Source organism: Rheinheimera texasensis DSM 17496, assembly GCF_000711985.1.
In the GTDB taxonomy this organism is placed as follows: domain Bacteria; phylum Pseudomonadota; class Gammaproteobacteria; order Enterobacterales; family Alteromonadaceae; genus Pararheinheimera; species Pararheinheimera texasensis.
Genome location: NZ_JONU01000007.1, coordinates 1206811 through 1230232, shown reverse-complemented (window position 1 = coordinate 1230232; position 23422 = coordinate 1206811). Strand labels below are relative to the sequence as shown.

The following is a 23422-nucleotide window of genomic DNA, read 5'->3' as shown; positions in this document are numbered from 1 at the left end:
GGCTAAACATCTAGTCGTAACCAGAAGCAATATTCACCCTGCACATGCTCACCGGTCAACCGGAAGCCTGGAAATCGTAGTAAGAAGGATTCCGACCATGTTGCCAGTTCGACAATTACCGAACACCGATATCAGCGCCGATCGCGCCACAGTCACACCAACCTCAGCCTGTTGCCTGCTGCCAGCACGAATGTGTTGCTGATCCTCTGTCCGGCCTGAACCGCGTACCGTATTTGGACGCAGAGTTTGGCTGCCCTGTTTTTACCATATTGACTGACTGCTACGGCGGTCCCATTCGCTGAGATTTGCAGCCCGGCTGCGAATGCGCCCGGCACTGAATTTTATTGAGGTTTATCATGCGTTTTACCCCACATTCCCTGACGCTGCTCGCCAGCGCCATCGCTGTTGCTACGCCTGCTTTTGCCAACCCAGCCGCAGAAGCAGCTGCAACTGAAAGAACCGTTGAACGTATTCAGGTCACCGGTAGTTTTATCAAACGCAGCCAGCAGGAAGATGCCACGCCCCTGCTGCAAATCGACGCTGATGCTATTGCCGCCAGCGGCAAAGTCACGCTGACCGACGTACTGCGTGACCTGTCGGTCAATTCCGGCAACAGTTTTGACGAGCAATATACCGGTAGCTTCTCCGCCGGTTCGGCCTCGATTGGCCTGCGTGGCCTAAGCCCAAAAAATACTCTGGTACTGGTCAACGGTCAGCGCCTGTCGAACTATGGTTTTGCGCTCAATACCCAGGACACTTTTGTCGACCTCAACGCCTTGCCGTTAAGTGCGGTGAAACGCATTGAAGTGCTCAAAGACGGCGCCTCGTCGGTGTATGGTTCAGACGCCATTGCCGGCGTGGTCAACATCATTTTAAAAGAACAAATCACCGATACAGAGCTGTCGCTCAGCACCGGCCGGGCGACGCAAGGCGGCCTTCAGCAATACGGGCTGGGCTTGTCGACCGGCATCGGCGAAGTGACGCAGGACGGTTACAACCTGAGCCTGACGCTGGATTGGTTTGACCGCGCCCGGCTTGATGCCAGCGAGCGCGATTTGCTGAAGACCGGTGATTTCCGCCATTTACCGGGCGGCAAACTGGCCGGCTGGAGCGCACAAGGCGCGAATTCGCTGGCCAACCCATCGTTGCCTCAGGCTTTGGCAAACTGCCCGGCCGGCAGCGAAAAACGGCCATGGAGTGATTTCACCCCGGGCCGTAAAGGCGAAGTCTGTGCTTTTAACGCCCAGCCGTTTAATACACTGCAGCCAGAAGTGACACGCCGGCAGTTATCGCTGCAAGGTACTGTCGCGCTTGGCGACAACTTAACCGGTTTTGCCGAGTGGCTGTACAGCGACAATGATTCAGCCATGTTATTTGGCGCGCCGCTGACCGTTGGCGCTGGCCTGCGGGCTTATAATCCGGTCAACGGCACGCTGACCGATATTCCGGTGCTGTTACCTGTTGGTCATCCCGACAATAGCTCCGGCAAACCGCTGGCGATTGAATACACGCTGTTTGATTTAGGCCCGCGCACCAAAGCCAACAGCCAGCAGTTCAGCCGCCTGCTGACCGGTTTAAAATATCAGGGTGAGGTTTGGGACGCACAGGTACAACTGCTGCAATCATTCAGTCATCAGCGTGAATATGTAGACAATTTCGTCAATCGCTTTGAATTTGAAAAAGTCTTAAAAGACGGCAGCTACCGCTTTGACGGCCGCCAGAACAGCGCTGACGTACTGAACCGGCTGCGTCTGCAAACACGCCGGCCCGGTGAATACGAAATCAACTCAATCAACGGCAGCGCCAGCCGCGATTTGTGGGACAACGACTATGGCACAGTCGCCATCGCCACCGGGTTTGATTTACGCAAAGAACGGATGGACGCCGGCACATCGCCGCAGGTGTTGTCCGGCACTGAACTGCGCCCGGCGATTAACCTGGTTAAAGGCGAGCGCACCGTCAGCGCGGCTTTTGCCGAGCTGAGCCTGCCGCTTTATACCGACCTGACCGCCAGCATCGCCGGCCGGCTGGATCACTATGACGATTTCGGCCGCGCCTTTTCACCCAAAGCCGGTGTGCATTATGTGCTGGCCGAAGACTGGCTGCTGCGCGCATCCTGGTCACGCGGCTTCCGCGCGCCGTCGTTACCGGAAATTGCCGACAGCAACACCATCAGTTACGGCACTGTGATTGACCCGAACGACCCGCTGGAACCCGGCAGCCGCCGCGGTTACACCCAGCTGCGCGGCGGTAATCCGCTGCTGCAACCGGAACGATCGACCAACAGCAATGCCGGGGTGATCTGGTCGTTCAGTAAACAAGGCAGCGTCGGCATTGATGTATTCAGCATTGAACAGCAGGACATCATCGCCGGCGACAGCGCGCAATATGTCGTCGAACACCCGGAGCTGTATGCCGACCGTATTTTGCGGGATGCGCAGGGCCGCTTACAGATTTTGAAAAACCAGTACACCAATCAGGGCAGCCGCGACACCCGAGGTGTCGATATCGATTTTAACTACCGTTTTGAGCTCGGCAACGGCCATAGCCTCAGCCTGAAAACCGTCTGGTCTCATCTGCTGGACTATAAACAAGCGCTGGTTGCCGGCCAGCCGGTGCTGGAAGGCGCTGGCAACAACCAGTTTGGCGCTTTGCCGGCCTGGAAAAGTAACAACAGCCTGATTTGGCAACACAGCGACTGGCAGGCCAGCCTGACGGCAGCTTTTACCAGCGGCTATCAGCAAAAAGTGGCAACAGTGGCGAGTAACCCGGGCCTTCGCAGCAACATCAGTAGCTTCACGCAATGGGACAGCCAGCTGAGTTACCGTGGTTTTGCCAATACCCAAATCAGCTTTGCAGTGCAGAATCTGCTGGACCGCGACTCGCCGTTTGACCCAAGCGCCGGCAGCGATTACACCGACACCACGCAATACAACCTGCGTGGCCGGCAAGTCAGCCTGACCGCCAGTTATCAGTTCTGAGTGAAACCCCGCTGCGTATCGGCGCAGCGGGGTTTACTGCTGCAGCCATTACTCACCAACCCAATGTTATTTCGGTAACACGCGCCCTGGCTCATAGCCGTCATACCGCGGCAAATCGGCATCTAAATCATCCCAGCAGGCCCGGGACGAGACAAAATTGTGCGACAGCGGCCGTTCGCTGATGTCGGAATCTAAAATCCCTAAACGCAGACGGATCTTATCAGGCACCTGCGCATTGCTGCTGTATACCGGCGACGCACAAATGCGGCAAAAATGCTTCTTTTTGCCCGGCGCTGTCTCAAAAAAGCTCAAGGCGTCCTGGCCACTGCAGATGACAAAATCGCTGAGCGCCACAAAACCATTAGTCGCATATGCAGTACCGCTGCTTTTCCGGCACAACGAACAATGGCAATGAATGATCGCGCTGATAGGGCCACAAATCTCAACGGTCACGGCACCACATAAACAACTTCCCTGATACATACCACCTCCGAGCCCGGACAAACGTCAGTACAGTTTAATATCTCAGACAGACAGGGTGTCGCCCACTCACTGACAGCCTTCAACGACAGCCATAGTGCCCGCAGCTGACCTGATAGCACCAGTGCGGCCCGGCAATCAGACTGTTTCCTGTTCCTTACTGCTGCATCAGCTCTGGCGTGGGCATTTTCTTCAGTTGCCACTGCAACAGACTGAAACTGAGCAGCCCCTGCACCAGCACACTCAGTGCCGAACACCACCAAACCTGCGTCGGGGTAAAATCCGGCTGCTGACTGAGCCACAGCACAGGCAGTACAAACAGTGCCAAACGCACGGCTGAACTCAATAACGACGGCCAGGTGTTACCCAGCGCCTGAAACATGCCGGAACAGGTCAGCACCACGGCCGATGTCAGATAATTCCACGAGATAATTTTGATAAACACCACACCGGCCAGCACCACGGCGGCGTCGGCCGTGAACCAGCGCATCAGCATTTCGGCTTCAAACTGGCTGAACAGGAAAATCAGCAGCATCAGGCCAAAACTGAGCTGCAGTGCAGCGCGCAGCGTCTGATGCACCCTGGCGTGTAAGCCCGCACCAAGGTTTTGCCCGGCAATAGCCGGAATAGCAAACGATAAGGCCACCACCGGCAACGACACCGCCTGAATGATACGCATGCCAATGCCAAAAGCGGCCTGCACTTCAGTGCCTAAATCCCGGATCACCCAATACACAAAAGCGGTGAACAAAAACATCAGCGCGTACTCTCCACCGGCCGGCAGCCCGATCGCCAGCAAACGGCGCCATACCGGCAACTGCAAGGACCAGCCGGCGCTGGTGTCCAGCACCTGATGCTGACAACGACGGAAATAAACCCAGAGCAGCAGCACGCCGACTGCAGATGCCAGTGTGCTGGCCAAACCCGCGCCAGCCACCCCAAGCGCCAGGCCTGTGCCCCAACCGGAGATGAGCACAGGTGCCAGGATTAAATTCAGCAACACGGTCAGCAACTGCACCGCCATCGCCGGTTTTACCACGCCAACTGCGCGCAGCGCCGAGCCTATCGCAGTGGACACAAATGCCAATGCCAGCCCAGGCAGATACCACTGCAAAAACTCCGCACCGGCCTCGCGTACAGCAGCATCGGTACTGACAGTTTGCAGATAAAAATCCTGCAATAAAAACCCGGCCAGTAGCGTCAATGCGGTGAGAAAACCCGCCAGCAACATCGATTGGCGGAACACCTGATTGGCATAAGCATGGTCCGCAGCGCCGGTAGCCCGGGCGATCAGGCTGACAGTACCGACACTGAGCATCTGTGTCAGCGCCAGCACCAGAAACATCAGCGCAGAACCGGCACCGACTGCAGCCACTGCCGCCGGGCCAATGCCCGCAACAAAATACATATCAACAAACAAATACAGGCCCTGTACCAGCATGCCGATCATCATCGGCGTCGCCATGTTAACCAGATGGCGGCGGACAGAGCCCTGGGTTAAATCAGTCATTGTTGTTTCTCATTCCCGCAGGTGATTAGTCATCCCGATTGAGTGCTTCCAGCAGCTCAATCGTAAAAAAGAGATCTGAATTGGGTGGGATCATGTTGCCGATCTGACGTTCACCATAAGCCAAAGCCGCCGGCACCTGCAACTTGCGGGTACCGCCAACCTGCATGCCAATCAGCCCCTGTACCCAGCCCTGGATCACGCGGTTTTTACTCAGCACCGTTTCAAAAGGTGCACCGTGGCGGTAGGACGAATCAAACTCAGTGCCGTCCGCCAGATAACCACGATAATGCGCTTTAATCAGCGCGCCGCCTTTTTTGATGGTGTTGCCGCTGCCGGGGATCAGGTCTTCAATGATGAGTTCAGTCAGGGCCATCGCCAGTTCGCCTTCGGAAGAAAAACCGCAGTATATCCCAGGGTGTCATCACTTTGGGCAACTCTTGTTACAAGCCAGGTTGTGACAAGCCAAAGCGGCTGTGATACCAATAAAGTCTCTCTGAAAGAACAAAGGCAATCCGATGAAAACGCTTGGACTGATTGGCGGCATGAGCTGGGAATCCACAGTGCCGTATTACCGGCAGATTAATCAACAGATCAACCTGCGTTTGGGTGGTTTACACAGCGCAAAAATCATCCTGTACAGCGTAGACTTTCAACAGATTGAAGCGTTGCAGCGCAGCGGCGACTGGCAACAGGCCGGCCAGCTACTAGCGGATGCTGCCCAGGCTTTGCAGCGCGCCGGCGCACAAGGGCTGGTGCTATGTACCAATACCATGCACAAAGTGGCCGCAGCTATCACCAACGCGACGCCGCTGCCGCTGTTGCATATCGCCGATGCTACAGCGCAGCAAATTAAGGCCAGAGGCCTGCGTCGGATTGGCTTATTAGGTACCCGCTTTACCATGGAGCAGGATTTCTACAAAGCGCGGCTTTTGGCGCAAGATATCGAAGTAATCATCCCTGATGTACCAGGACGCGACCTGGTACATCAGGTGATTTACGAAGAACTTTGTCTCGGCCAGATTAATCCGGCGTCACGCCTTGCCTATCAGCAGATCATCGCCGGTTTAGTGGCACAAGGCGCAGAAGGCGTGATTCTGGGTTGTACCGAGATAGGTTTGCTGGTGCAGCCGGACGATGCGGCAGTGCCATTGTTTGACACTACCGCCATCCACGCCGGCACAGCGGCGGAGTGGATGTTGGCGGACTAAATAATAACGGTGATCAGAATGTCAGCGGCGGCAGATTGGCCGGTTGCCAGTGATCGCCCGGCGCTGTGGTCCAGACCACCAGCTCGAGCTGCTGCGCCATATCGGCTTCTTTAAACTTCAGGCTGTACTGTTGGCTGGAACGGATCACCAGATGGCCATCTTCCAGACTGGTCACGGCGCCGTACACCGGCACCAGACTGCTATACATGATTAAACCGCCATCGCTGTTGATTTTGCCCTGACTGGCATACAGCGTTTTGGCGCTGTCGAGCAGCAATTGACCGGCTTCGTCCTGTGCCACTGTGGGGGCCGCATCAACGGTGTAACTGAGTTTACAGATCTCCCGATCTGCCTCAGTGCCACAGGCCAGCGGGCGGGCATGAGTAATCTCGGTGTCCAGCAGAGTGCCATTGCTGCTGATCTGGGCTTTTTTGTCGCCGCTGACTGGCACTTCCAGTTCGACCTTCACGCTGTACCCTTCGCCAATCGAAGAAGGCTCCGGCGCGAACACACGAAAACGGCCTTCTGTGACCGCCACCGGCGTCGGCCAGCTGGCCTGCATCTGATAGTGCTCGGTCAGCGCCGGGTCCGATTTAAAAGCAGTATCGCCGCTGGCCTGCAACTGGCCACGCACTAAATCCTGATCATAGACGTCAGTGAAACGGGCACTGAGCCCACTGCCTTCAACTTGTACCGGCGTTTGCAGATAAAACGCGGCTTGCAGTTGATTGCTGCTACCGATGGCGGCAGTGCTGGTCTGGTCTTTGACATACAGCCGGGCATGCAAGGTCAGCTGATTAGCCGCAGCAACGTCAGACGTTTCGCTCGCGCTGACCGGTTCAGCTGCGGCCGCAGTTTCTGGCGTAGCCGCCGTGGTTTCCTGTTCTGGTGCCGGTGAACAGGCGCTTAAAGCCAGCAACAGCAGGCCGGCGGATGAAATAGAAAATGGTTTCGCTAATCTGGACATGATTCCCTCCGGGTTGGATGACAGATAAACTTCTGGCCCAGTGTCTGCAGCCGGGGCTGAATCCGCGGTGAATCAACATCAGCCCACTATTGATACCACTGCGCTGTTACCAATGTAACTGCGCTATCGCATCCGGCACTTCACCCAGCAGCACTTGCCGGATGTTGCCATCAGCACCAACCGTCACCAGCTGCGGAATGCCTTTACTGGCGACTTGTTGGTACAGCGCCCGGTCCGGGTCGGCGACCAGAGCAAAATTCAGCCGATAGTCACTGCGAAATTTCTGCAGCGCCGGGATTTGTTCTTCGCGGCCAATACCAATGATTTGCAGGTCTTGCTGACGCACCAGGTCAGAAGCCATTAATTGCGTCATGGCACGTTTGGAATCGCCGCACCAGGTGGCAAAAAACACCAGCAGCTGGCGTTTGCCCGACGTCAGGCTGATGTCGTTGCCGTCGATAGTGCGCAGGTTTTGCCATGGCAGGCCTGCCCCCGGCTGGATAGCAAATCTAGCGGCAGGAGCAACCGCTGCCGGTGCAGCTTGCACGGCCTTGACCGGTTTCGCTGCAGCCGGCACCGGCGTCTGACTGCAAGCGCTGAGGCTCCACAGCACAGTACATACAAACCCGACCCTGCCGAATCCTGCTTTGCCCATCATCAACTCCGTTTTGTATTGTTTTGAACAACCATCTTAAGGCTAAGCCACGCCAAAAAGCTTTGAAAATTTGTCGGATCGGCAACTCGGCGATTTAACGCAGCTGCCGGCGGATAAACTGGTCCATCTGCTCGCGCAATTGCGGCATTTGTTTATGCAAACTGTGGTTACCACCCGGTACTATCACCAGCTCATGGGGTTGTTTGCGGTCCGCCAGCAATTTGGCGATTTGCGTGGCATTTCCGACCGAAACCCGTTCGTCTTTATCGCCATGCACAATCATTACCGGTAAGTCCGCACGGATCTGTGGCAGGAAATGGCTGACTGAGCGTTGTTGTAAAGCGGCGGATTTCTGGTTGGCATAGTCCGGAATGCGCGCCTTGAATACATTCTCCATATCAGGGCGGTATTGCAATTCGGCCGCTAAATCGGTCACACCGGCAATAATCACCAATGCATCCAGCTCCGGCCATTGTTTGGCTGCCAGCCAGGTCTGCATGCCGCCGCGGCTGTGGCCCATCATCGCCACATGCTCAGGATTGGCCGCCGGCACTTTGTTCACCATGGTTTTAAAAGCCAACACATCGGCCACATCGGCGCCGCCAAATTCGTCTTTGCCCACTTGTTCCGGCGGTAATTTCAGCTGGTTGTGCTCACCGCGGTAGTTACTGGCAAACACTGCATAACCTTGTGCAGCCAGCGGCATCAGCTGGGTCATGACGTTCATAAAAATCAAAGAACCGGTTTTGCCATTGCCACCGCGGTTATACACCAGCACTGGTAAAGATCTGGCGGGCGCCGCTTTTGGCAGGATCAGATATCCGACCGCTTTCACTCCATCAACATCATAAACAAATTGTTCGCAGTGCAGATGTTGCTGAAATTGTTCAAACACGGCACGCGGTATCGATTGATGGATCATCGCGCCCATATTCGGGTTATTCGGATTTTTACGTTTTAACATGCTGACAAAGCCGTCATAACTGCTGACCGGCCCGGAAAAACAATTTTTGGAATACGCCAGCATCGGCTGGAAATCGCTGGCAGGGGTACTGACGGCTGAAGTAGCGGCCTGTGCAACGCCAGCAGAAAGAAGACAAACAGAACTGAAAAACAGCGGCAATAAATACTTTAATTTCATCAGGATAACTCCATTCCATTTTTTTATTCAGGCTTTAGCCTAACAGGCAAAACCCATCTGATGAAGTAAAGAATTTACTTTAACGATACATTTTCAACATTTTTTGTAAGAAACGTTGTTCCGCTGCAGGCAAAGGTTATGCAAGAGCTCGCGCTCGCCTGACCGTCACTTTGCGTTTATGCTCAGCAGAGACTATTGCCGGAGTCACACCGATGCTGAAACGCTGTTTTTACCTGGCCCTGTACCTTTACGCCGCCCTGCAAGCCGCGCTTGCTGCCACGCCATATCCGGTACAGCAGGTGTCGCCGGAATTACAGGTGCAGCAACTGGCCGATGGGCTGTGGCTACACCGGAGCGAACAAAAGCTCAGCAATGGCGCAGTCTTTACGGCAAACGGCCTGCTGCTCGACACACCTGAGGGCATCTGGTTGCTTGATACGGCCTGGGGTTTTTACCCAACGCGGGATTTGTTGCACTGGATTGACGTGGTGCTGCAGCGCCCGGTGGTGAAGGCCATTGCCACCCATGCGCATGACGACCGCACCGGCGGCGTAGTAGCGCTGGCAGAACGCGGTATTCCACTACAGGCAACGGCGCAGACTGCGGCACTGGCAGCAAAAGCCGGTATCCACCCGCTGCAGGCGGTGACCAGTCTGGCAGTTGGCGCAGTGTATCAGGATGGTCCGGTGCAGTGGTTTTACCCGGGACCTGGCCACACCATCGACAACATAGTTCTGTACCTGCCACACTATCAGCTGCTGCACGGCGGCTGTTTTGTCAAAGCGCCGCGCTATCCCGGCCTTGGTAATATTGCCGATGCCGATGTCACAGCCTGGCCGGGTAGCCTGAAACGCTTACAAACCGCTTATCCGGACATTAAAACCCTGGTGCCGGGCCATGGCGATATCGCCGATGGCAGTTTAGTGGACTATTCGCTGTCGCTGTTCAGCAAGCCATAGCTAACCTGAACTGGCGCAGGCCGCTCAGACACTTTGAGTAACTTCAATGCTAAAAAAACTGCTCCAGACAGCAATCTTATCCAGCGTGCCGGCAGCCGCGACGGAATGCCCGTCGCAGCTGCGCACTTTTAAGTTATTCGAGCGCCAAAGCACGGCGCCGTCCTGTATCGACCAGTGGCAGCAGGCGTTTTTCCGCGACTTGGGCTGCCCTGTTACTTTTGTCGAAGGCAATCCCGGGCTTGCGGTGCGCGAGCAAAAACTGCAGGCCGGCGACATTGATCTGATCACTGGCCTGGCCAAAACACCGTCCCGTACCTTTCGCTTCAGCCTGCCGATTGGCCGCAATAATGTGTATTTTTACCGCCGCAAGCAGGACAGCCGCTGGGACCAGATTAAAACCTGGTGCGACCCTATGATGCAGCAGGCACGCATCCTGCTCCCGGCCCAGGGCTATTTCGGCGAAGCCATGCAGCAGTTACGGCAATATCCGAATTGCAGCAGAGGTCTGGTACCGCTGAATCACAGCACAGCCCGGCCTTTTGACATGCTGGACAAAGGCCGCGCCGATTTATTGATCTCCTCCGAGCGCCATCTGGCGGCCCTACCACCGGAGCAACAACAAAACTATCAGAAACTGGCACTGACCGTGGTTGAGGGTGATGTGCATATCGCATACTCCGCCAAGGTGCCTGCAGCGTTCATCGAGCGGGTCGACCAATTCATCGCCGCCCGGCAGCAGCCCGTGGCCGTATCCCCGCAGGGCAAAGTCTGTTTGTTACCGTCCACGCCAGCCGCTGCGCGTTAGTTGAGAAAGTAAAACGCTGTGTTAGATTAGTTTTTTCCGTGCCGGGACCATGCTGATGCCGTTGTTGCTGAATATGCTTTATGCTGCGCTGGCCGCAGCTTATCTGTGGCTCGACGCCAGTGGCGACATTCCGCTGAATTTCCTGCTGAAAATCCTGCCGGTACTATTGTTGTGTGGCTGGATTCTGCGTGTAGCGCCGCTGCGGCAACATTTCACTTTACTGACAGCACTGGCATTTTCAATGCTGGGCGATGTGTTACTGGCCTTAGACGGCCAACGGCTGTTTGTATTTGGTCTTGGCGCTTTTTTTCTGGCGCACCTCTGGTATTTACTGGCGATGCGACCTTTTGCCGGCCACAGGCCATTGCTGGTGCTGCCTTATGCGCTGTTTGCCGGGGCTGTTCTCACATTGATGTGGCCAGGGCTTGGCGCTATGGCAGTACCGGTACTGGGCTATATCTGCGTGATCCTGACCATGTCTTATGGCACCTGGTGCAGCAGCCGGCGCAATGCCTGGCTGATTGGCGGCGGACTGCTGTTTATCGGTTCGGATTGCCTGATTGGCCTGAACCGGTTCTGGCAACCACTGCCCGGTGCCGGCCTGTGGATCATGCTGAGCTACTACGCCGCTCAGTATGCCTTAGTGCGGGGTTTTCTAACGCCAGCGCAGCGGGACTGAAGCGCTCATTCGGCACCGCCGCGCTGTGCTAAGGTTAAAGGCTGAAGTCTCACCGCCCGGAGGTGTCCGTTGGCCCCAGTTTTCCGAGCTTGTCTTGCCACAACGCGGTTTTCACTGCTGCTGGCTGCCACTTGTCTGTGCAGTCTATCGGCGCTGGCCGAACCGGTGACTTATTTTTATTCCGACCTGCCACCCTTTGAGTACAGCAACAGCGACGGTGCTGCGACAGGGCTTGGTATCAGCCGCGTCGATAAGCTGCTGCGCCAGGCCGGCTTTCAGCCAACGTTTGAGTTTTATTCGCTGTCGCGGGGTTTGCAGGCATTAGAAAATCATATTGATTTCAGTGCTGTAGTTGCCCCGACGCCAGCCCAGCGCCGGGAGCTCAAAATCAGTGCTGCGCCGGTGTATCTGGCCGAACTGGGCGTGGTGCGGCTACACAGTACAAAACGACTCAGCTCGCTGGAACAACTGCAGCATTATCCTTATCTGGCGCTCAGTGAAACCCGCTTCGCCTTTCTGCAACAAAGACCGGAACTGGCGGCATTTGCGGTCAAGCGTTATGACATCAGTAATCAGCAGGATGCCTACCGCCTGCTGCTAAGCGGCCGCTACGACTACTACCTTTGCTACCACGCCAGCGACGTGGCCCTGAGTAATCCCATGCTGGTGTTTGACAGCTTCGAACAGCTGCCGGTTTATCTGATGTTATCCCGGCAACACCCCGACGCCGACCGGTTAATGCAGCGGGTCGATGCGGTGATGGCAAAACGCTGAGTGCAGTACAGCCTGGCAATTCAGCCGTCCCGACGCTCAGATAGTTGATGCCGAAAACAGCAAGGCTGGTTACAATGCGCAAAAAGAATCCGACAGCATGTGCAACTTGTTTGCACTGGATGTCGGATCAAGCAATCAGCGCAACCCAGCGTAAAAAATACCTTTGGAACAATACAATTTTCAAATCAAGGGCTAGAACAGCCCTTTAGAACACAGCAGGAAAAGAGAAAATGGCAGCTTTTGGTAGTGTTTTTATGCCTGAAATGGCAATGGCCCAATTTGATGGTAACAGCTGGGGGCCGTCGGCTATTGTCCCGGCCAACAGCATCAGTCTGCACCCGGGCGCCCATGTGCTGCACTATGCAAGTACTTGTTTTGAAGGTTTAAAAGCCTTCCGCCATGAAGACGGTACTGTCGCGATTTTCCGCATGGATAAAAACGTCGCGCGCATGCTGCAAAGCACAGAATTATTATCACTTCCTAAGTTTGACCCGGCATTACTGAGCCAGATGATTGTCGACGCCGTGCGCCATTTCGCCGCCGACGTACCGACCCCACCAGGTTCTATGTATATCCGCCCGACGCATATCGGCACTGAACCTGCGATCGGCAAAGCTGCCACGCCAACACTGACTTCCATGCTGTATGTATTGTTATCCCCGGTCGGCGACTATTTTGCCGGTGGTCACCGCGCACTGCGTCTGCTGATGGAAGATAACGCCCGCTGCGCGCCGCACATGGGCATGATCAAAAGCGGCGGCAACTATGCCAGCGCGCTGCAACCAACCATGCAGGCCAAAGCCAAATATCAGGCCGATCAGGTGCTGTTCTGCCCGAATGGCGACGTGCAGGAAACCGGCGCGGCCAACTTCCTGTTGATTGATGGCAACGAAATTATCACCAAAGCGCTGGATGCATCTTTCCTGCATGGCGTAACCCGCGATTCTATTCTGACGCTGGCGCGCGATTTAGGTATGACAGTGTCTGAGCGCGACCTGACCGTCAATGAACTGCTGGAACGTGCCGCCAAACCAGGCACTGAAGCGGCTTTGTCTGGGACTGCCGCAGTACTGGCGCCAGTCGGCACGCTGATCCATCAGGGCAAAGAATACAAAGTTGGCAGCGGCGAACCAGGCCCAACCACTGCCCGCCTGCGCCAGGCACTGAACGATATTCAGTGGGGCAAAGCTGAAGACAAACACGGCTGGCTGACTAAAATCTAACGTCGCTGTTCCGACGATCATCCGACAACAAAGCAGGCCCCGAGCCTGCTTTGTTGTATCGCAATCACCATGCTCAAACTACTTCGTTAAGGAAAGACGTGATGTACCGGATTCTTTGTGTGTTGTGGTTGCTGCTCGCTATTAGCCCCATTCACGCGCAACCTGGCGCAATGCAACTGCCTGCTGGTTTGTGGGAAGGCATTAAACAGGATGACAGCAGTTATCAGCTGCTGGAAATCAATACCCAGCCACCACACAGGTTTATCAGTGTGAAGATCGCCGACGGCTTCAGACATGCCAGCAGCTACGCGTTCATTGACACGCATGTGACATGCTCTGCCACCGAATGTGCAATCAATCTGACAGATCCGCGCCGGCCGGACGCCCAACAACGGCTGATCATTGCCAAAAATCTGCAAGACTCACTGAATGTGACGCAAATGTACGTCAACGCCAGTGGCCAATCACAAATGGCTACCAGTTACAGTATGGATCGGCAAGGGTCGCAATCGACGGTTAAACGCTTTTTGCAACGACAGCAAACCCGGCTCAAAGCGTTGAAACCAGCCGACAGTGATGGTTTATCTGGTTTCTGGCTCGGTATTGTGACGTTCAACAACAAACCGGAATTACTGCAGCTGGAGTTTTCCACCACAGGACAGTCCACGCTGACGTACTACCCAAATGGCATGCAAATAACCAATCAAACCCAGTTTATGCCAGGCCAGATCGAAGCAAAAAATGGCAGTCTGCTGATCAAAACTGCCAATCCCACCTTTGCGTCTGAGCTGATTTTGCACAGCAGCAACCATAATCTGTTGCATGGGTATCTATTTTCAGTTCACAAAAATCAGGTCCTGCAGCCCGGCAGCTTCGTCTTGTACCGGATTGGTCAATAACCCTGCCGGCATCGCAGGCTGCTCAATTTCTGACACCAGACTAAAGCGCAGGTCTCGAACACTCTTGCTGTGCAGCACAGTCTCCGGTAGGGTAAACAGGATGTAGATTTAAAAGGATTTTGCCGTTGAACATATTGAATTATCGGGAAAAAGATTTTCGTGGAGACTCCAAAGCGCCAGGGTTAAGCGCTGTATCAGCCGGTTGGCAGTCGCTGAGTCATCCGGGTAAATGGTTGTTTGCTCTGCTCGTTGGGTTGTTGGCTGCTGCATTCCTGTTTAGCCAATGGGAACGGCAGCATCCTCTGATGCTTGGTTTTTACTTAGTCGCTTTATTGATTGCGGCAGCAAATTACCTGCGCGCGCGAGTGTTACCACAGTTGATGGCCCGTAGCCTGCTGGCTGATTTAAAAATCAAAGACGACCAGATCTGTATCGCAGATTTCAGCTTTCCCGCTTCGGTACAAAAACTGGTGTTGGGAAAACAGAACAAACAGGGCCCGGCATTGTTACAACTGGCCTGGAACGGCGGTCAATTATGGCTATTTCCATTAGCTGAACTGCCACAAGTCGAACAGTTTATCCGCCAGCATGCCCCTCACATTGAGATTCTCCTCGAGTAAATCCACACACATCTTGCCGGCCTGACCCATTTAATCTACATTGTAGTAAATATATCAAGACGGACGTGCGATGACTCAGGATAAATTTATCGGCGAGCTCGAACAGATGCTGTTGCTCTGTGTGCTGCAGCTGAAAGACGATGCATATGGCAGCCAAATCCGCAGTTTCCTCGCCGACAAAGCCCAGCGTGACTTAAGCATCGGCGCTTTGTACACCACCTTAGAACGCCTGGAGCAAAAAGGTTTACTCAGTGGCCGGCTGGGCGAAGCCACGGCTGAGCGTGGGGGCCGCGCCAAAAAATACTACAGTGTCACCGGCGAGGGTCGTCAGGCGCTGTTTCGCAGCAAGGAGGCTTTGGAACAGTTATGGCAGGGTCTTGCTTTGCAGCTGGCACCGCAATTTGACCAGGGAGGATGTACCCGATGAGATGGCCCCAACCACCATTACCACCAGGTCCGTTGCCACCCGACATGCAGCCTCCCATTATCAGCCAGCTTTTGCTGGAATGGGTATTGCCGGATGCGTTGCAGGAGCCGGTACTCGGCGATTTACAGGAAGAATTTATTCAGCGGCAGCACCGCAACCGACAACGCGCTTGCTGGTGGTATCGGCGTCAGGCCCTATCAACATGCTGGCATTTTCTGCATCAAACCAAAGGAGATTGGCTGATGTTCATTTTCAGCATGTTGTTTTTTATCGGGATATCAGTCTGGGCCATGTTGGTTTCTGCGCCGGACGACCCTTTGGCTTTTTATGATTTAATCTCGCTGGTGCTGATATTCCCGCCAGCAGTATTATTTGCGGTTGGGGCCACTTCCCGACAGACACTACAACGCGCCATCGCATTTTTGTTTGATCCCCGCCCCGGCGCTCAGCCGCAGGACTATCAACAAGTCCGGCATTTTTTCCGGGTAATGGGCAATAGCGGCCTGTTATTGGGCTTGTTCAGCACCTTGATTGGCGCTATCGCGATTGCACAGCAGACCAATGGGGGTAATTTCAGCGAAACTTTCGGCCCGGCCACAGCGGTGTGCCTGCTGACTTTGTTATACGGCGCCGCTCTAAAAACATTGTGTTATGTCGTCGCGGAAAAAGTCCGTTTTGTGGCAGATCTCAGTGCACAGCCACATCAGATGCAAAGCTAGCTATCTAAAGCTCTGCAGCCCTTCACGCAGAAAGTCAAACAACAGCCGTACGCGGGCCGGCACCGGGCCGCGCTGTGGCCGGTAGAGTGACAACGGCCAGGGCGTGGGTTCCTGCTCCGGCAAAAGTCGCACCAGTTCGCCCCGTGCCAGCAAAGGTTTGGCCAGAAAGTCTGCAATTTGGCCAATGCCCAGGCCCGCGGCGACAGCTGCCAGTTCTTGCTGCGCATCATTGACCAATAACCGCACCTGCCGTGGCTGATAAATCTCACCGTCGCGAAAAAACCAGGCCCAGGGCCGGCCCGTGCCGGCGTCCAATAAACTGACCTGCTGATGCTCGTTCAGTGTTGCAAGGTCCAAAGGCGCACCATGCGCCGCGAGATAAGCCGGGCTTGCCACCAGATACAGCGCCACTTCGGACACTTGCACCGCGACAAAACTCTGGTCGCGCAATAAACCGGCACGGATACCTAAATCAATTTGTTCATCGACCACATCGCTATGCTGATCGGACAGCCGCACATCGAGCCGAATTTGCGGATGCAGCCTGGCAAACTCCAGCAATAACGGGCTTAATACCGGTTGAAATGCTGCTGGCGCCGCCAGCCGAACCAGCCCTTGTGCATCCTGCGTCGAGAGGCGCGGGCTGAATAGTTCGTCCAGCTGAGCCAATTGCAAACGGCCATCCTGATACAATTGTGCGCCAAATTGCGTGAGCCGCACCTGCCGCGTATTACGATGAAACAGCACTTCACCGGTCAGTTGCTCCAGCTGTTGCACTGCCCGCGTCACCGCTTGCGGCGATAACGCCAGCTTGACGGCACAGGCTTTAAAATTCCCCAGCTCCGCCGCGCCACAAAAAATCCGTAGCAACTCGAGTTTATTCAGTGCCATCGCAATTATTCCCATTATTGGAATTCTGAAAGCTTAACTATTCCATTCTAACGCAAGTTCGGGCCAATTAAACTGCCGTTGTCGTTTAACAAAACCCTTTAATCGCGGAGCAACAACAGATGAATACTCAAGTACAACAGCAAGCAGGGATCAGTCAGAAAGTGGTCTTAATCACCGGCGCCAGCAGTGGCTTGGGCGAAAGTACCGCCCGGCTTTTGGCCAGTCGTGGCGCTAAACTGGTGTTAGTGGCGCGCCGCGCCGACCGACTGGCGCAGCTGGTCAGCGAGATCAAGGCCGCTGGTGGCGACGCTGTGTATCAGGTAGTCGATGTCACTAAAGCCGCAGATTTACAGGCTGCAGTGCAGCTGGCGCAACAAAGCTACGGCCGCTTAGATGTGATCATCAATAATGCCGGCCTGATGGCGATTGCACCAATGAGCGAAGTCCGTACCGACGAATGGGACCGGATGATCGACATCAACATCAAAGGCGTGTTGTACGGTATCGCCGCAGCCTTGCCGGTGTTTCAGGCACAGCAAAGCGGTCATTTTATTAATATTTCGTCGGTGGCCGGCGCAAAAGTATTCAGCCCGGGTGGCACTGTGTACAGCGGCACTAAGTTTGCGGTACGCGCCATCAGTGAAGGTTTACGCCATGAAGTCGGTGGCCATATTCGCACCACGACGATTTTACCGGGCGCAGTCGAATCTGAACTGAAACACGGCAGTAGCCACGGTGCCAGCGCTGAATTTGTTAACGCATTTTATCAGCAAAATCAAATCCCGGCCGACGCCGTCGCCCGTGCCGTGGCTTACGCTATCGAGCAGCCGGACAATGTTGATATCAACGAAATTGTGCTGCGCCCGACGGTGCAGGAGTTTTAACAGCGCTCAGTGGCTCCTGCGGGAGCCACTGCTTTACTGGCCAGAGCATTGGTCTGGGCACAAACCTTTCAGACAAAACCGCTACACACATTCCATAGGCGCCACGTAAAAAATCGCTGGCGTGCGCGGATTCTCACATCCCGTCAGGCAAACATACACAGTACCGGCATCTTGGTATAAGTTCGGTGCTGCGTCCTTGCAAGGTCGGTAATCAGCTTTGATAGTGATCTGATAAGTGGCACCTGATAACGGCGATTGACTGTTCTTACGGCATGAAAATTTGTCAGCTGATTCGACAAAATCAGGGCATTCTTTTTTCATGTCAAACCGTTGCAGTTCATGGTTGTTGGTGGCGTCACGGTAAACCACCAAAAACTCAGCCATTTCGCCACTAATCGCCACCAATTCGCCTTTTTTGTTGACGCCAGCAGCTCCGCCATAAGTCGCGGCCACTGCGGACGCCGCGTAGAGCAAAACCACTAGCCAGCTAAATTTTCTAATCATCACAAACTCCACAAAGACTATTTGAGCAGAACACCCTTGAAAGTTCGGCTGGCTTTAACAAGTACCACCCGAATATGGCAGCACCAGCTGTTTGGGTGTGTGAGCAGTACAGCCTTCTGTGCAGACATACATAAATTTTTCCACAGGATAAACTACGCCTTCACATTCCAGCTCAGCTGGCATAACGTTTCACTGTGTAATGAGCCCCTGCCAGTGGCGACTGACCGTCCTTGCGACAACTAAAAGCTTTGATAAACTCACCATCTGATTGTTGCTGCGGACATTCCTGTTCGAAAGAAATCTCAACATAGTCTTCAAAAGTCGCATCTGTGACTTTTTTATTTTTCGGGACTGTGTAAAACAGGATCAACTCCCCTTTGTAGCAGCCTTCTTTAAAGCCCATGGAGATTTTCATCTTAGTATCTTCATACTCAAAAATGGTGTCCACGCAGTCCGCACGACCAGCGCCACAACACAATAACAGCATCAATGTCAGTAATGTTTTCATCATCTCCCCCCCGCACTCTAAGAAAGTGTACTGCCGGGCTCAACATACTGCAGCGCCAGCACCTGTTCGTAGAGTTGTCGTGCTGCAGCGTTGGGAATAGCGGCCAGTGTCAGCTTGCCGTTGGCGGTATGCAGCTGCACATTCACCATCTGGTGCTGCTGAAAAAACGGCGTTTGTTGCAAACGCACCTGCTGCACTTGCTGTAGCGGCAACATATACCAGCGCCGGCTGAGGCCGCCTTGCCACAGGTAGATCACATCATCTTGTACCCGGTAGCCATGCCAGCGGTAATTCAACCAGGTTTCCAGCAGCCACCAGCAACTTAAGCCCACGGAGACCGCTGCTTTCAGCCACAGCGGCGGGATATTGGATTGCCAAATCAGTGCCATGACCAGCAGTACTCCAAGCCCCGACCATAATGCCTGACGGCGGAAATACGCCGGCACAAACTTCTGTAAATCCGCACCTTGAATTTCAGGCAACGGCAATAGCTGCTGGGCCTGTAGCTGTTTATCCAGCTCTGCTGCCGTTTGCCCCAGTACGACAAACTTACCTTGTTGTTTGTCTGCAGCAAAACCACGGAATATCAACGAATAATGGCCAAATAGCCGTGCCAGCCAGGGCTGATTCACCAGCACCAGCTGCACCCGCTGCGCTGAGATCCGCAGTGATTTTTTCAGCACCGCCCCCTGCGTCAGCTGCAGTTTTCGGGCATCGCGCTGAAAATGCTGCGGATAGAGCCAAATCAGACACATCAGTGTCAGCACCAAAGCAATCAGCGCCAGCAACATCAGCACACTGAGCAGCTGTAACAACAAATTGTGCTGAATATCGTATTGCTGCAGCAGCGCTTTACTGGCGTCTGACAACCTATCAATAACCTGCGCATCTCTAAACTGCTGACTCATGCCAAACACCGCCGCCAGCGGCAACCACAAATAGGCGTTGTATAAAGTGGCGAGCCAGATCCGGTGAAACGGCGTCGACGCGCTGGCTGGTGTATTGGTGGCATGGCCTTGTAACAGCATCAACTGGGCCTCGGACAAGCCGGTCAGGGCAAATTCCTGTTTTTTGCTACCGGCGCTGTCGAGGCTGGCGGCATAAAGTGCTAATGGGCGGAAATAAAACGGCTGTTTGACCTGCAGCTCCTGTACCCGAGCCTGCGGTAGTAACAGCTTCTCTTTATGCAGCAAGCCTTTTTCCAGTTCGATGCCCTGCGCCGTGACGCGAAACCGGCTGCAGCGCCAGGCGACCAATGCCCGCGCCACAATCAGCAGGGCCAACAGCGCAAGCGCATAAGGCATATAAGCGGCATATTTATCGCGCGAGGACAACACCGCGCCACCGAGGATAAAACCAAAAAACTCCCAGGCCGATTTCCCCAGTAGCGGCAGCAGTGCCCAGGCCGATACCCGCTGCCAGGCGCTGGTCTGCAGCATGGCTTCAGGCAGCATCAGATTGCGCCTCTTGTGGGATCAGCTGACTCAGCAGCTGACACAACCGCTGCGCCTCGTCGTATTCGATATCAATCAGCGCCGCTTCGGCATGCAAACCACCGGCAGTAAAGACTTTCAGCGTGGCAAGACCATAGTGTTTTTGCAGCGGTCCCTGGCTCACGGTGACATGCTGCACCCGCGTCAGCGGGATCAGTACCGCCTGACGCCACCAGACGCCGGACTCCAGCAAAAAGTCCTGCCGGCGCAGCAGATACCGTGTCCGCGTCAACTGAAACGGCAGCCACAGCTGCAATAAAAAACCCACCAGTAACACCAACCCTAACATCGCATACAACGCCAGCTCGCCACCACTCAGCACAATCAGCAGCATCAATACCGCCAGCGGCAGCACCGTCAGCCCGAGCCACAACCAGCGTCTTTTGCCGAGTGCTTGTTCCGGCAAATACTGCCAGTCCTGTGGCAGCGGCGCACTCAGGCATTCGTTTTGTAAAAATGTGGCGTCGAGTAATTGGTTGGGCATTGGTATCAGGCAACATTGCAAAGGTGTTGCTGCATCTTGCGGAAAATTCCCGGCGTCGGCAAGGGTGCCAGTGATATTTGTTAACAGCTTTGTTGCAAATAGCTGCTGCGTAGCACTGTGGATAAATCCGCTTACAAATCGCTCTGTTGTGCTGACAGCTCATTAGTAGTAGTCTCAAATACTACTAAACAAATACCGAGTCACAAATGAGTACAGTCCGCCTGCAACAGCTGGGGTTTACTGCCCTGGAAACTGATATTTATCTGGCACTACTGCGCCACGGTGAGATGACCGGTTATGCCGTCGCCAAGCAGGTCGGCAAAGTGGTCGCCAACGTCTATAAGGCGCTGGAGTCCCTGCATCAAAAAGGCGCGGTATTGCAGCTGCAGCAGGAGCAAAAACGCTATGCCGCCGTGCCGTGGCGCCAGTTGCTGGACCACGAGCAGCGTAAATTCAACCAGACGCTCACTGAACTCGTGACCGAGCTGGAGCAGCTGCCGGCGGCGGATACGCAGGAAGCGGTGTATCAGCTGAAAAATCCGGACCAATTACTCTATGACTGCCGGCAGCTTTGCCGCGAAGCGCAATGCTTGCTGTTGGCCGACTTGCAGCCGGCTGCAGTGCCATTGCTGGCTGAGGAACTTATCGCCGCAGCGGCGCGTGGTGTCGAAGTACGGGTGAAAATCTACGAGCCAGCCGACTTGCCCGGCGTACAGCTGACGCTGCGCGCCAATGGCCGCGAGGTGTACGGCAAAACCGCCGACGTCAGTCTGAAGTTGGTGGCCGATGGGAATCATTTTGTTTTGGGCCTGCTCAGCAGCGATCTCAGCCGGGTCATTCAGGCCTTTAAAAGCCGCAGCGCGCTGTTGAATATGAGCCTGTTTTGCGGTCTGGTGTACGAATTGGTCCTGACTGAACTGAAGCAAAGTCTGGCCAATAACGATTTGGTGCGCTCGCAGCAAATCCTCGCGCAAACCGCGCATTTGCATCCATTTAGTACGAAAAATCAGGTATTTGACCAATTTAATCAACGCTATAGCGTCGCACGGCTTGATGCCAATACCAGCCAAAACAGCCAGCCAGATCAGGGAGAACCCGTATGAAACCATTGCTGCCCCAACTAAAACCGCTCTCAGCCCTGTTGTTGCTGTGCGGCAGTTTGTGCGTGCCGGCCAAAGCACAGCCCCTGACACCACAAGACTTTGCTGAACTGGACCAAGCCATTGCCACCGTGAAGACACAGGCCGGCTTGCCTTTTGGCAGCACCATTGCGCTTGTGCACAACGGCGAACTGATTTACCAGCACCACAGCGGTTATGCGGATATTCAGCGCCAGCTGCCGGTCAACGGTGATACGGCCTTTTATATTGCCTCCGCAACCAAGCCATTCACTGCACTGGCTTTTTTACTGCTAGCGCAACAAGGCAAGGTAAATTTAGAGCAAAGCCTGCAACAGATGTGGCCACAGCAGAAGTTTCCAAATATCGACGCCAGCCGCGTCACACTGCGCCAGCTGCTGAGCCATCAGTCTGGTTTAGACAATCAGCCACTGGTCTGGGCCACAGCGTACAGCGGTATTCATACGCCGCAGACGCTCAAGGCACTAACCAGCCAGTCGGTGCCGGACGCAGAAGCCAAATGGGGTGAATTCCGCTACAGCAATGTCGGCTATAACATCGCCAGCCTGTGGCTGGACGAGCAGAGCGGCACCGCCTGGCAGGACCATTTGCAGCAGCTGATTTTGAAACCGCTTGGCATGCAGCACAGCAGCGCGCGCCAAAGCGAAGCGGCAAAGTGGCCACTGGCATTGCCTTATTCGCTGCTAAAAAGTGCCGAGCCGCTGTATCTGCAAAAGACCGACGCCACTATGCATGCCGCCGGCGGCATGTTTGCTACGGCCGGCGATTTAGCCAGATTTGTCGCAGCGCAGTTACCGGGCGCAAAAAGCCCGTTGCCAGCCAGCGTGATCAGCCAGTCTCAGCAACCCCAGATCACCACCGAAAGCAGCTACGGCGATTTTCAGCGCACCGGCTACGCCTTCGGCTGGTACACCGGGCCTTATAAAGGTGAAGCGATGCTGCATCATTTTGGTGGTTTTCCGGGTTACAGCGCGCATCTGTCGTTGCTGCCTAAGCAGCAGATGGGTCTGGTGATTCTACACAATGAAGACGTGCTCAGCCGCGACCTCAATAATCTGATTGCCGATTATTGCTACGGTTTACTGCTCGGTGACGCTGGCACAAAAGCCAGAGTCAAAGCCGGTTTTGCCAAACTCGAGCAAAAACTGGCGCAGTTACCGGCAATGAAACAAGCGCAACAGCAAAAAATCCAGGGCCGTAAAACGCTGCTGAGCCTGCCAGCTGCCGCTTACGTCGGCCGTTATCAGCACCCACAGCTTGGCGAGATGACGCTGAGTCTCAACGCCCAGCAACAGCTGGTATTTCGCTGGGGTGCACTGCAGGCCATCGCCACTGGTTTTGATACAGCGGACGAACTACGACTGGAACTGGTGCCTAATTCCGGCGAAGTGGTGAAGTTTGCCGTAGCCCAAGGCAAGGTGCAGCATCTGACGCTAAGTGGCATGACCTTCAGCAAACAGCACTGACCGCTT

25 protein-coding genes are annotated in these 23422 nt (G+C 54.8%); 14 read left to right on the top strand and 11 right to left on the bottom strand.

Going from position 1 to position 23422, the window contains the following annotated elements; genetic code table 11:
- Positions 1–356 precede the first annotated feature (356 nt).
- Entirely contained in the window at positions 357–2981 is a 2625-nt protein-coding gene (locus Q399_RS0105710; protein WP_031566517.1) for a TonB-dependent receptor plug domain-containing protein, read from the top strand.
- Positions 2982–3047: 66 nt separating this feature from the next.
- Here the strand turns inward: Q399_RS0105710 and Q399_RS0105705 are convergent, their stop codons facing one another.
- From Q399_RS0105705 to Q399_RS0105695, 3 genes are all read right to left on the bottom strand, one after another.
- The gene (locus Q399_RS0105705; RefSeq protein WP_031566515.1) at positions 3048–3464 is read right to left on the bottom strand and encodes a GFA family protein; all 417 of its coding nucleotides are present in this window, start codon (positions 3462–3464) and stop codon (positions 3048–3050) included.
- Positions 3465–3618: 154 nt separating this feature from the next.
- Positions 3619–4971 carry an MATE family efflux transporter gene (locus Q399_RS0105700; RefSeq protein ID WP_037045568.1) on the bottom strand — a complete coding sequence of 451 codons (1353 nt, stop codon included), beginning with the start codon at positions 4969–4971 and terminating at the stop codon, positions 3619–3621.
- Between the two features lie 25 nt (positions 4972–4996).
- Positions 4997–5344, bottom strand: coding sequence for an FKBP-type peptidyl-prolyl cis-trans isomerase (locus Q399_RS0105695; RefSeq protein WP_031566512.1), 348 nt, complete (start codon positions 5342–5344; stop codon positions 4997–4999).
- 142 nt (positions 5345–5486) lie between these two features.
- Between Q399_RS0105695 and Q399_RS0105690 the strand changes: the two genes are divergently transcribed.
- On the top strand, positions 5487–6179 hold the full coding sequence (locus tag Q399_RS0105690) for an aspartate/glutamate racemase family protein (protein ID WP_031566509.1): 693 nt from the start codon (positions 5487–5489) through the stop codon (positions 6177–6179).
- A gap of 13 nt (positions 6180–6192) precedes the next feature.
- Here the strand turns inward: Q399_RS0105690 and Q399_RS0105685 are convergent, their stop codons facing one another.
- The 3 genes from Q399_RS0105685 to Q399_RS0105675 form a co-directional block, all read right to left on the bottom strand.
- Positions 6193–7146: a hypothetical protein gene (locus tag Q399_RS0105685; protein ID WP_031566506.1), complete on the bottom strand. Its 954-nt coding sequence runs from the start codon at positions 7144–7146 to the stop codon at positions 6193–6195.
- 106 nt (positions 7147–7252) lie between these two features.
- Entirely contained in the window at positions 7253–7801 is a 549-nt protein-coding gene (locus Q399_RS21430) for a TlpA family protein disulfide reductase (protein WP_051685774.1), read from the bottom strand.
- 94 nt (positions 7802–7895) lie between these two features.
- Positions 7896–8942 carry an alpha/beta hydrolase family protein gene (locus tag Q399_RS0105675; protein ID WP_051685773.1) on the bottom strand — a complete coding sequence of 349 codons (1047 nt, stop codon included), beginning with the start codon at positions 8940–8942 and terminating at the stop codon, positions 7896–7898.
- 212 nt (positions 8943–9154) lie between these two features.
- Here Q399_RS0105675 and bla point away from each other — a divergent pair, with 212 nt between their 5' ends.
- The 9 genes from bla to Q399_RS0105630 all read left to right on the top strand — a co-directional run bounded on the left by bla (position 9155) and on the right by Q399_RS0105630 (position 16047).
- Entirely contained in the window at positions 9155–9901 is a 747-nt protein-coding gene (bla, locus tag Q399_RS0105670) for a subclass B1 metallo-beta-lactamase (protein ID WP_051685772.1), read from the top strand.
- A gap of 46 nt (positions 9902–9947) precedes the next feature.
- Positions 9948–10706 (top strand): substrate-binding periplasmic protein, encoded by a 759-nt coding sequence (locus Q399_RS0105665; protein ID WP_031566496.1) that lies wholly within the window; start codon positions 9948–9950, stop codon positions 10704–10706.
- Between the two features lie 55 nt (positions 10707–10761).
- Positions 10762–11385, top strand: coding sequence for a lysoplasmalogenase (locus Q399_RS0105660; protein ID WP_157836239.1), 624 nt, complete (start codon positions 10762–10764; stop codon positions 11383–11385).
- Between the two features lie 69 nt (positions 11386–11454).
- Positions 11455–12159 carry a substrate-binding periplasmic protein gene (locus Q399_RS0105655; protein ID WP_031566491.1) on the top strand — a complete coding sequence of 235 codons (705 nt, stop codon included), beginning with the start codon at positions 11455–11457 and terminating at the stop codon, positions 12157–12159.
- A 230-nt stretch (positions 12160–12389) separates the two neighbouring features.
- Positions 12390–13382, top strand: a complete 993-nt coding sequence (locus Q399_RS0105650) for a branched-chain amino acid aminotransferase (protein ID WP_031566488.1) — start codon at positions 12390–12392, stop codon at positions 13380–13382.
- Between the two features lie 101 nt (positions 13383–13483).
- Positions 13484–14281, top strand: coding sequence for a hypothetical protein (locus tag Q399_RS0105645; protein WP_031566486.1), 798 nt, complete (start codon positions 13484–13486; stop codon positions 14279–14281).
- A 125-nt stretch (positions 14282–14406) separates the two neighbouring features.
- A complete protein-coding gene (locus Q399_RS0105640; protein WP_157836238.1) occupies positions 14407–14901 on the top strand; it encodes a hypothetical protein in 495 nt (164 codons plus the stop codon).
- Between the two features lie 70 nt (positions 14902–14971).
- Entirely contained in the window at positions 14972–15328 is a 357-nt protein-coding gene (locus Q399_RS0105635) for a PadR family transcriptional regulator (RefSeq protein ID WP_051685770.1), read from the top strand.
- Positions 15325–16047 (top strand): permease prefix domain 2-containing transporter, encoded by a 723-nt coding sequence (locus Q399_RS0105630; protein WP_157836237.1) that lies wholly within the window; start codon positions 15325–15327, stop codon positions 16045–16047. Before Q399_RS0105635 ends, Q399_RS0105630 begins: the two co-directional genes overlap by 4 nt.
- On the opposite strand, the gene Q399_RS0105625 is transcribed toward Q399_RS0105630, so the two are convergent.
- Entirely contained in the window at positions 16048–16938 is an 891-nt protein-coding gene (locus tag Q399_RS0105625; protein WP_037045565.1) for a LysR family transcriptional regulator, read from the bottom strand.
- A gap of 119 nt (positions 16939–17057) precedes the next feature.
- Here Q399_RS0105625 and Q399_RS0105620 point away from each other — a divergent pair, with 119 nt between their 5' ends.
- A complete protein-coding gene (locus Q399_RS0105620) occupies positions 17058–17822 on the top strand; it encodes an SDR family oxidoreductase (protein ID WP_031566475.1) in 765 nt (254 codons plus the stop codon).
- A gap of 81 nt (positions 17823–17903) precedes the next feature.
- Here the strand turns inward: Q399_RS0105620 and Q399_RS0105615 are convergent, their stop codons facing one another.
- From Q399_RS0105615 to Q399_RS21425, 4 genes are all read right to left on the bottom strand, one after another.
- Entirely contained in the window at positions 17904–18326 is a 423-nt protein-coding gene (locus Q399_RS0105615; RefSeq protein WP_031566473.1) for a hypothetical protein, read from the bottom strand.
- Positions 18327–18498: 172 nt separating this feature from the next.
- Positions 18499–18837 carry a hypothetical protein gene (locus Q399_RS0105605; protein ID WP_031566472.1) on the bottom strand — a complete coding sequence of 113 codons (339 nt, stop codon included), beginning with the start codon at positions 18835–18837 and terminating at the stop codon, positions 18499–18501.
- 14 nt (positions 18838–18851) lie between these two features.
- Positions 18852–20288 (bottom strand): PH domain-containing protein, encoded by a 1437-nt coding sequence (locus Q399_RS0105600; RefSeq protein WP_031566470.1) that lies wholly within the window; start codon positions 20286–20288, stop codon positions 18852–18854.
- Entirely contained in the window at positions 20278–20811 is a 534-nt protein-coding gene (locus tag Q399_RS21425) for a PH domain-containing protein (protein WP_051685769.1), read from the bottom strand. The genes Q399_RS0105600 and Q399_RS21425 overlap by 11 nt, the downstream gene beginning before the upstream one ends.
- Positions 20812–21017: 206 nt before the next feature.
- Here Q399_RS21425 and Q399_RS0105590 point away from each other — a divergent pair, with 206 nt between their 5' ends.
- Positions 21018–21914, top strand: a complete 897-nt coding sequence (locus Q399_RS0105590) for a TrmB family transcriptional regulator (RefSeq protein ID WP_031566465.1) — start codon at positions 21018–21020, stop codon at positions 21912–21914.
- On the top strand, positions 21911–23416 hold the full coding sequence (locus Q399_RS0105585) for a serine hydrolase domain-containing protein (protein ID WP_031566463.1): 1506 nt from the start codon (positions 21911–21913) through the stop codon (positions 23414–23416). The genes Q399_RS0105590 and Q399_RS0105585 overlap by 4 nt, the downstream gene beginning before the upstream one ends.
- Positions 23417–23422 lie beyond the last annotated feature (6 nt).